The 6,789-nt window shown below is 74.0% G+C and carries 7 protein-coding genes; 3 read left to right on the forward strand and 4 right to left on the reverse strand.

Annotation, left to right across the window (positions count from 1 at the left end):
* Positions 1-170 precede the first annotated feature (170 nt).
* The gene (locus JZ5iCDA_RS14215) at positions 171-1,352 is read right to left on the reverse strand and encodes an aminotransferase class I/II-fold pyridoxal phosphate-dependent enzyme (RefSeq protein WP_069387759.1); all 1,182 of its coding nucleotides are present in this window, start codon (positions 1,350-1,352) and stop codon (positions 171-173) included.
* Between the two features lie 112 nt (positions 1,353-1,464).
* Positions 1,465-1,905 (reverse strand): MarR family winged helix-turn-helix transcriptional regulator, encoded by a 441-nt coding sequence (locus tag JZ5iCDA_RS14220; RefSeq protein WP_139123123.1) that lies wholly within the window; start codon positions 1,903-1,905, stop codon positions 1,465-1,467.
* 91 nt (positions 1,906-1,996) lie between these two features.
* On the opposite strand from JZ5iCDA_RS14220, the gene JZ5iCDA_RS14225 reads away from it, so the two are divergent.
* Complete coding sequence (locus JZ5iCDA_RS14225; protein WP_069387760.1) at positions 1,997-2,608, forward strand: isochorismatase family protein; 612 nt, start codon at positions 1,997-1,999, stop codon at positions 2,606-2,608.
* Between the two features lie 104 nt (positions 2,609-2,712).
* Positions 2,713-3,216 (forward strand): septum formation family protein, encoded by a 504-nt coding sequence (locus JZ5iCDA_RS14230; protein WP_069387761.1) that lies wholly within the window; start codon positions 2,713-2,715, stop codon positions 3,214-3,216.
* A gap of 8 nt (positions 3,217-3,224) precedes the next feature.
* Here the strand turns inward: JZ5iCDA_RS14230 and rsmI are convergent, their stop codons facing one another.
* Positions 3,225-4,103 (reverse strand): 16S rRNA (cytidine(1402)-2'-O)-methyltransferase, encoded by an 879-nt coding sequence (rsmI, locus tag JZ5iCDA_RS14235; protein ID WP_069387762.1) that lies wholly within the window; start codon positions 4,101-4,103, stop codon positions 3,225-3,227.
* Between the two features lie 52 nt (positions 4,104-4,155).
* Here rsmI and JZ5iCDA_RS14240 point away from each other — a divergent pair, with 52 nt between their 5' ends.
* On the forward strand, positions 4,156-5,880 hold the full coding sequence (locus JZ5iCDA_RS14240; protein WP_069387764.1) for a dolichyl-phosphate-mannose--protein mannosyltransferase: 1,725 nt from the start codon (positions 4,156-4,158) through the stop codon (positions 5,878-5,880).
* A gap of 18 nt (positions 5,881-5,898) precedes the next feature.
* On the opposite strand, the gene JZ5iCDA_RS14245 is transcribed toward JZ5iCDA_RS14240, so the two are convergent.
* Complete coding sequence (locus JZ5iCDA_RS14245; protein ID WP_216093452.1) at positions 5,899-6,606, reverse strand: hypothetical protein; 708 nt, start codon at positions 6,604-6,606, stop codon at positions 5,899-5,901.
* Between the last annotated feature and the right edge of the window lie 183 nt (positions 6,607-6,789).

Genomic DNA, 6,789 nt, shown 5'->3' on the forward strand with positions numbered 1-6,789 from the left:
GCGCAGACGGCGCGAGGTGCGGACGGCGGACGGCGCGGGCGTCGGCATGCGCCCATCGTCGCGGGCGCGCGCCGGCCGCGCATCCGCGTGACCGGCCCCGAGGTCGACCCGCACGCGCCGTGATCGGCCCTCCGGAGGCCGATGCCGCGGCGCCCGGGTCGATCTCGCGGTCAGAGGCGGGTGAGCCCGCGCTTGAGGCCGCGGACCGCCTGCGCGATGCGCTGCTCGTTCTCGATGAGGGCGAAGCGCACGAACTCGTCGCCGCCCGGGCCGAAGCCGACGCCCGGGGACACCGCGACGTCGCACTCCTCGACGAGGTGCGTTGCGAACTCGATCGAGCCCATGTCGCGGTACGCCTCGGGGATCCGCGCCCAGGCGAACATCGTGCCGCCGGGCCGGTGGATGTCCCAGCCGATGCGCTGCAGGCCGTCGACGAGCGCGTCGCGCCGGGACTCGTAGACCTCCGAGACCTCCTGCGGGTGCTCGGTCGCCTCGTTGAGCGTGACGGTCGCGGCGATCTGGATCGGCTGGAACGTGCCGTAGTCGAGGTAGCTCTTGAGCTTGGCGAGCGCGCCCACGACGTCGCGGCGTCCCACGAGGAACGCGACGCGCCAGCCGGCCATGGAGAACGACTTCGTCATCGAGTACAGCTCGACCGCGACCTCGCGCGCGCCGTCGCACTCCATGATCGAGGGCGGGCGGAACCCGTCGAACGTCATGTCGGCGTAGGCGAGGTCGTGCACGAGCACGACGTCCTTGTCCCGCGCCCAGTCGACGAGCCGCTGGAGCTCCTCCTTGGTCGCGACCGTCGTCGTGGGGTTGTGCGGGAACGACAGCACGACGACGCGCGGCTTGGGCCAGCCCAGCTCCCACGCCTCGATGATCCGCTCGATGTACCCGGCGGCGTCGGTGCCGTCGCCGATCGGCACCTGCCGCGCGTCGGCGCCCGCGAAGTACGGGCCCCAGATGTGGATGGGGTAGCTCGGCGTGGGGACGAGCGCGACGTCGCCCGGCTGCAGCAGCACCCACATGAGGTGGCTGAAGCCCTCCTTGGCCCCGATGGTCGAGATGATCTCGGTCTCCGGGTCGAGGCTCACGCCGAACCGGCGCTGGTACAGGCCGGCCACGGCCTCGCGCAGCTTGGGGATGCCGCGCGACGCGGAGTAGCGGTGGTTGCGCGAGTTCTGCGCCGCCTCGGCGAGCTTGTCGACGGCGACCTGCGGGCTCGGCAGGTCCGGGTTGCCGAACCCGAGGTCCACGACGTCGCGGCCCGCTCGGCGTGCCTCGATCTTGAGCCCGTCGATGATGGTGAAGACGTAGGGCGGCAGACCGGGGATCCGGCGGAACTCCATCGCAGTGCTCCAGCTCTCTCGGGCGCGTCCGGGCGCCGGGTGCGGGCGGCTCGCGCGTCCCGGCAGGGTACGCCCGTGCCCGACGACGCGGGCCGGCGTCTCGCCCGGCGTGTCAGACGTCGCGGCCGAGGTTGTGCGCCATCTGCCGCAGCGTCGCAAGAGTCGTCTCGTACTGCTCGGGTCCGATGCCCTCGGCGACGCGCTCGCGCGCCCGCGACACGCCCTCGAGCAGGTCGTGGTACGCGTGGTTGCCCGCGACGGTGACGCTGAGCCGCCCGTCCGTCCGGGTCACCCAACCGCGCCGCTCGAGGTCGTCGACCTCGGCGCTCACCGCCGTGGCGTGCGCCCCGGGACCGCTCCCGGCCGCGGCGCCCGCGAACGGGGACAGGACGCCGTCGACCGCCGTCTCCTCGCTCACGCCGTCGCGGATCATGGTGAGCACCTGCCAGTGCCGCCGGGTCAGGCCGGTGTGGTGGAAGACGTCGTCCAGGCTCTCGTCGATGAGCCGGTCGACGAGCTTGAGCCAGTACCCGATCGGTCGCTCCTGCATCATGCCGTCCTCCCCGTCGTCGTCGCGTCCACCGTCCGGCACCCACCCTGGCACCGCCCCGCCGACCGCGCCCGACGGGTGGCAGAGTGGGGTCATGAGCGAGAGCGAGAGCACGTCCGCACGCGCCCGGCGCGCCCTGATCGTCGTCGACGTCCAGCCCACGTTCTGCGAGGGCGGCGAGCTCGGCGTCGAGGGCGGGAACGCCGTCGCGGGGCGCATCGCCGACTTCGCGCGCGAGCACCGCGACCGGTACGACGTCGTCGTCACGACGCAGGACTGGCACGTCGACCCCGGCGAGCACTGGAGCCCCTCCCCCGACTTCGTCGACACGTGGCCCCCGCACGGGATCGCGGGCACGCCGAACGCCGAGCTCCACCCGGCGCTCGCCGACCTCGCGCCCGACGTGAGCCTGAAGAAGGGCGAGTTCGAGGCCGCGTACTCCGGGTTCGAGGGCGTCGACACCCGGGGGCGGGCGCTCGCGGACGTGCTGCGCGACGCCGCGGTGGAGGAGGTCGACGTCGTCGGCATCGCCGAGTCGCACTGCGTGCGCGCGACGGCGCTCGACGCCCACGCCCTCGGTCTCGCCACGCGCGTGCTCACCGACCTCACGGTCCCGGTGACGCCCGAGCTCGGCGAGCAGGCGCGCGCGGAGCTCGCCGCCGCCGGTGTCGACCTCGTGAGCAGCGAGGACGCCGCGCGCCGGTGACGCACGTCACGACCTGACCGATGGATGCCCGGGGCGCGCTACGGTGCAGTGGCCACCGGCCCCCGGCTACCGCCGGGCGGACGCAACCCGAGAGAAAGCGACCCATGTCCTCCGCTGCACGCACCGCCCGCCTCCCGCTCGCCCTCCTCGGCGTGGCCGCCCTCGGCCTCTCCGGGTGCGGCCTGCTGCCCACCGCCGACCCCGTCCGGGACGACGAGGGCGCGATCGTGGAGGCGGAGGCGAACGCCGACGTCTTCAGCATCACCGTCGGCGACTGCACCAACGACGGCGACCTGACGGCCTCGGAGGTCTCGTCGGTCGAGGCCGTCCCGTGCGAGGAGCCGCACGACAACGAGGTCTACGCCGCGTTCGACGTCGAGGGCGAGGAGTTCCCCGGCACGGAGGAGATCCAGACGATCGCGTCCGAGGGGTGCCTCGAGGAGTTCCAGCCGTTCGTCGGGACCGCGTACGAGGAGTCGCGTCTCGATTTCTGGCCCATGACCCCGACCGAGAGCAGCTGGGGCCAGGGCGACCGCGAGGTGCTGTGCCTCGTGTACGACGCGGACCTCGAGAAGCTCACGGGCAGCGTCGAGGGCATCGCCGAGTAGTCGGCGCCTCAGCGGCCCCGGGCCGCCAGCGCGGCCGCGTACAGCTCCCGCTTCGGCACGCCGCTGCCCGCGGCGAGGTCCGCGACGACGTCCTTGAGCCGCTCGCCGCCGTCGACGCGCGCGAGCACGGCGGGCACGAGCTCCGCCACGGGGACGGGGCCGCGCGGCGGCGCGCCTCCCACCACGACGCAGATCTCCCCGCGCAGGGGCTCGTCCGCCGCCCGCGCCGCCAGGTCGCCGAGCGTCCCGCGCAGGACCTCCTCGTAGGTCTTCGTCAGCTCGCGGGCGACGGCGGCCGGGCGGTCGGGCCCGAAGGCCTCGGCCATCGCGGCGAGCGCCTCGGCGACGCGGTGCGGGGCCTCGAAGAAGACGGTCGTGCGGGGCTCGTCGGCCAGCGCCGCGAGCGCCCGCGCACGGTCGCCCGCCTTGCGCGGCAGGAAGCCCTCGAAGCAGAACCGGTCCGTCGGCAGCCCCGACAGCGCGAGGGCGGTGAGGACGGCGCTCGGCCCGGGGGCGGCCGTCACCGGCACGCCGCGCTCGACGGCGCGGGCGACCACCCGGAACCCGGGGTCGGACACGCTGGGCATGCCCGCGTCCGACACGACGAGGACGGTGCCGCCGTCCTCGACGACGTCGAGCAGCTCGTCGGCGCGCTCGCCCTCGTTGTGCTCGTGGAAGCTCACGACCCGTCCGCCGACCTCGACGTCGAGCCGTCCGGCGAGCGCCCGCAGGCGGCGGGTGTCCTCCGCGGCGACGACGTCCGCCGTCGCGAGCAGCCGCCGCAGGCGCGGGCTCGCGTCCTCGACGTTGCCGATCGGCGTCCCCGCGAGCACGAGCCGACCGGACTCGGCGGGGCGGGCGTCGTCGGGCACGGGGGCGCTGCTCATGGGCCCAGCGTTCCACAGCCGCACGCCCCGGCCGACCGCCTACCATGGCGGCGTGCCCCACCCGCCCGCCGACGCGCTCCCCGGCGCGCAGACCGGCCCGTCCCCCGCGCCGAGCGACGACGCCGCCGACCGGCCGGACGACGCGCCCTCCCCGCTCCCCTCCTCCCCGGATCCCGACCCTGTTCCCGCCCCGACGCACCGCGAGCGCCTGCTGCTCGCGCTGCTGGGCCCGCGCCGCCTCGCCCTCGGGGCCACGGCGCACGACCGCCTGTGGGGCTGGCTCGGCGTCGGCATCGTCGCGGTCGTCGCGGCGGTGCTGCGGCTGTGGGACCTGGGCCGCCCGGGCACGCTCGTGTTCGACGAGACCTACTACGTCAAGCAGGCGTGGACGCTGCTGCAGGTCGGCTACGAGGCGGACTGGCCGGAGGAGCCGAACCCGGCGTTCGAGGCCGGCGACGTCGACACCTACCTGACGACGGCCGACTACGTCGTCCACCCGCCGCTGGGCAAGTGGATGATCGCGCTCGGCATGCGGGCGCTCGGCGGCGCGGACGACCCGTGGTCGTGGCGGCTCGCGTCGGCGGTGGTGGGCGTGGTCGCCGTCGTCCTCGTCGCCCGCATCGCGCGGCGGCTGTTCGCCTCGACGGCGATGGGGATCGTCGCGGGCGCGCTCATGGCGGTCGACGGCGCGGCGATCGTGCACGCGCGCACGGGCCTGCTCGACAACATGCTCATGCTCTGGGTGCTCGTCGGGTTCGGGTGCCTGCTGCTCGACCGCGACCAGGCGCGGCGCCGCCTCGCGGAGCGGTGCGGGGCCATCCTCGACGCGGGCGGCACGATCGGGCGCTACGGACCAGGGGGGATCAGCGGCCTGGGGTGGCGCTGGTGGCGCTTCGCCGCCGCCGTCTCGTTCGGCCTCGCGTGCGGGGTGAAGTGGTCGGGGCTGTACTTCCTCGCCGTCCTCGCCGTCCTGTCGGTGCTGTGGGACGCGACGGCGCGCCGCACGGCCGGCGTGCGGCGCTGGTGGGAGGACGCGCTGCTCGTCGACGCGATCCCGGCCGCGCTCGTCATGCTCCCGACGGCGGCGCTGGCGTACCTGGCGACGTGGACGTCGTGGTTCCGCTCCCCCGGCGCGTACCTGCGCCAGTGGGCGGTGGAGAACCCGGGCGAGGGCGTCCAGTGGCTCCCGCCGGCCCTGCGCTCCCTGCTGGAGTACCACGCGCGGATGTGGGAGTTCCACAACGGCCTCACCTCCGAGCACCCCTACGAGGCGCACCCGCTCGGCTGGATCGTGCAGTGGCGACCGACGTCGTTCTACTGGCGCTCCTACGACCCCGGCCAGGCCGGCTGCGAGGTCGAGCGGTGCGCACGGGCCATCACCTCGCTCGGCAACCCCGTGCTGTGGTGGGCGGCCGCGCTCGCCGTCGTCGTCACGGTCGTCCTGCTCGTGCGCCTCAAGGACTGGCGCGCGCTCGCCGTGCTCAGCGGGCTGATCGCCGGGTGGGCGCCGTGGTTCCTCTACGCCGAGCGGACGATCTTCACGTTCTACTCGATCGTGTTCACGCCGTGGGTCGTGCTGACGCTCGTGTACGTGCTCGCCGTCGGCCTCGAGCGCACCGAGCACCGTCCGCGCGCCCGGGCACGGGTGCGCACGGCCGCCGTCGCGCTGCTCACCGTGATCGGCGCGGTGAGCGCGTTCTTCTACCCCGTGTGGACGGGCTGGCAGGTGCCGTACTGGTTCTGGAACATGCACATGTGGTTGCCGAGCTGGGTGTGACGCGTCACGGGTGGCTGATCACTGGTAGCTGACGAAGTCCGGCGTCGGCTGCACCGCCCACGTCTGCTCGGGCGTGAGCATCGGGACGTCCTCGTCGTAGAAGTTTTTCCAGCCCCAGAACACCCCGGGCGGCGCGTCGGCGCGCAGGGTCGCCCACGTGCTCGCCTTCGCGCCCTGACCGCCCTGCCCGTCGGCGTGGATGACGACGGCGAGCTCGGGGTGCGCGGTGTCGAGCCGGGCACGGTCGGCGATCATCGACGTGCGGAACTGGTGCAGCAGGAAGATCTTCTGGGGCAGGTCCCGCTCTCGCACGAGGCCGGCGAGGTAGTCGCCGACCGCGTTGACCTCGTCGATCCCGACGGACCCGATCTGCGCGAGGTGCACCTGGTCGGGTCCGAGCCGCCACTCGGGGTCGAGCGCGACGCCGACGTGGGGCTGCGCGACGAGGTCCTCGTACGCGCGCACCTGGGTGAGGAAGTCAGTGCGGCCGGGCTGGAAGTCGAGCACGACGTACACGCCCGCGTCCCGTGCCGCGTCGACGAGCGGCCGGACGAGGTCCGCCGAGCGCTCGTTCGAGTAATTGCCGTCGCTCCCGGCGGAGCCGGACGCGACGGTCGTGATGATCTCGAGCGTCGGCACCACGGGCTCGCCCGTGAGCGCCTGGTACCAGGCGGCGTGCTCCTGCGCGCGGGCGATCGTCGCGGGCACGTCCTGCTCGCCGAGCACGCCGAGCACCGGGGCCTGCGGGGACCCGTAGAGCGCGACGTAGCGCTTGCCGGGCAGGAGCGGGTGAGGAGGACGGTCACGACACCGATCGCGACGACGAGGAAGACCTGGATCAGCACGATTTCCTCCGACCTACTTGAAGACGAGCTCGACGAGGATGTTCACCGAGTTCCACAGCGACTG

It is taken from the genome of Cellulosimicrobium cellulans (assembly GCF_001722485.1).
In the GTDB taxonomy this organism is placed as follows: domain Bacteria; phylum Actinomycetota; class Actinomycetes; order Actinomycetales; family Cellulomonadaceae; genus Cellulosimicrobium; species Cellulosimicrobium cellulans_A.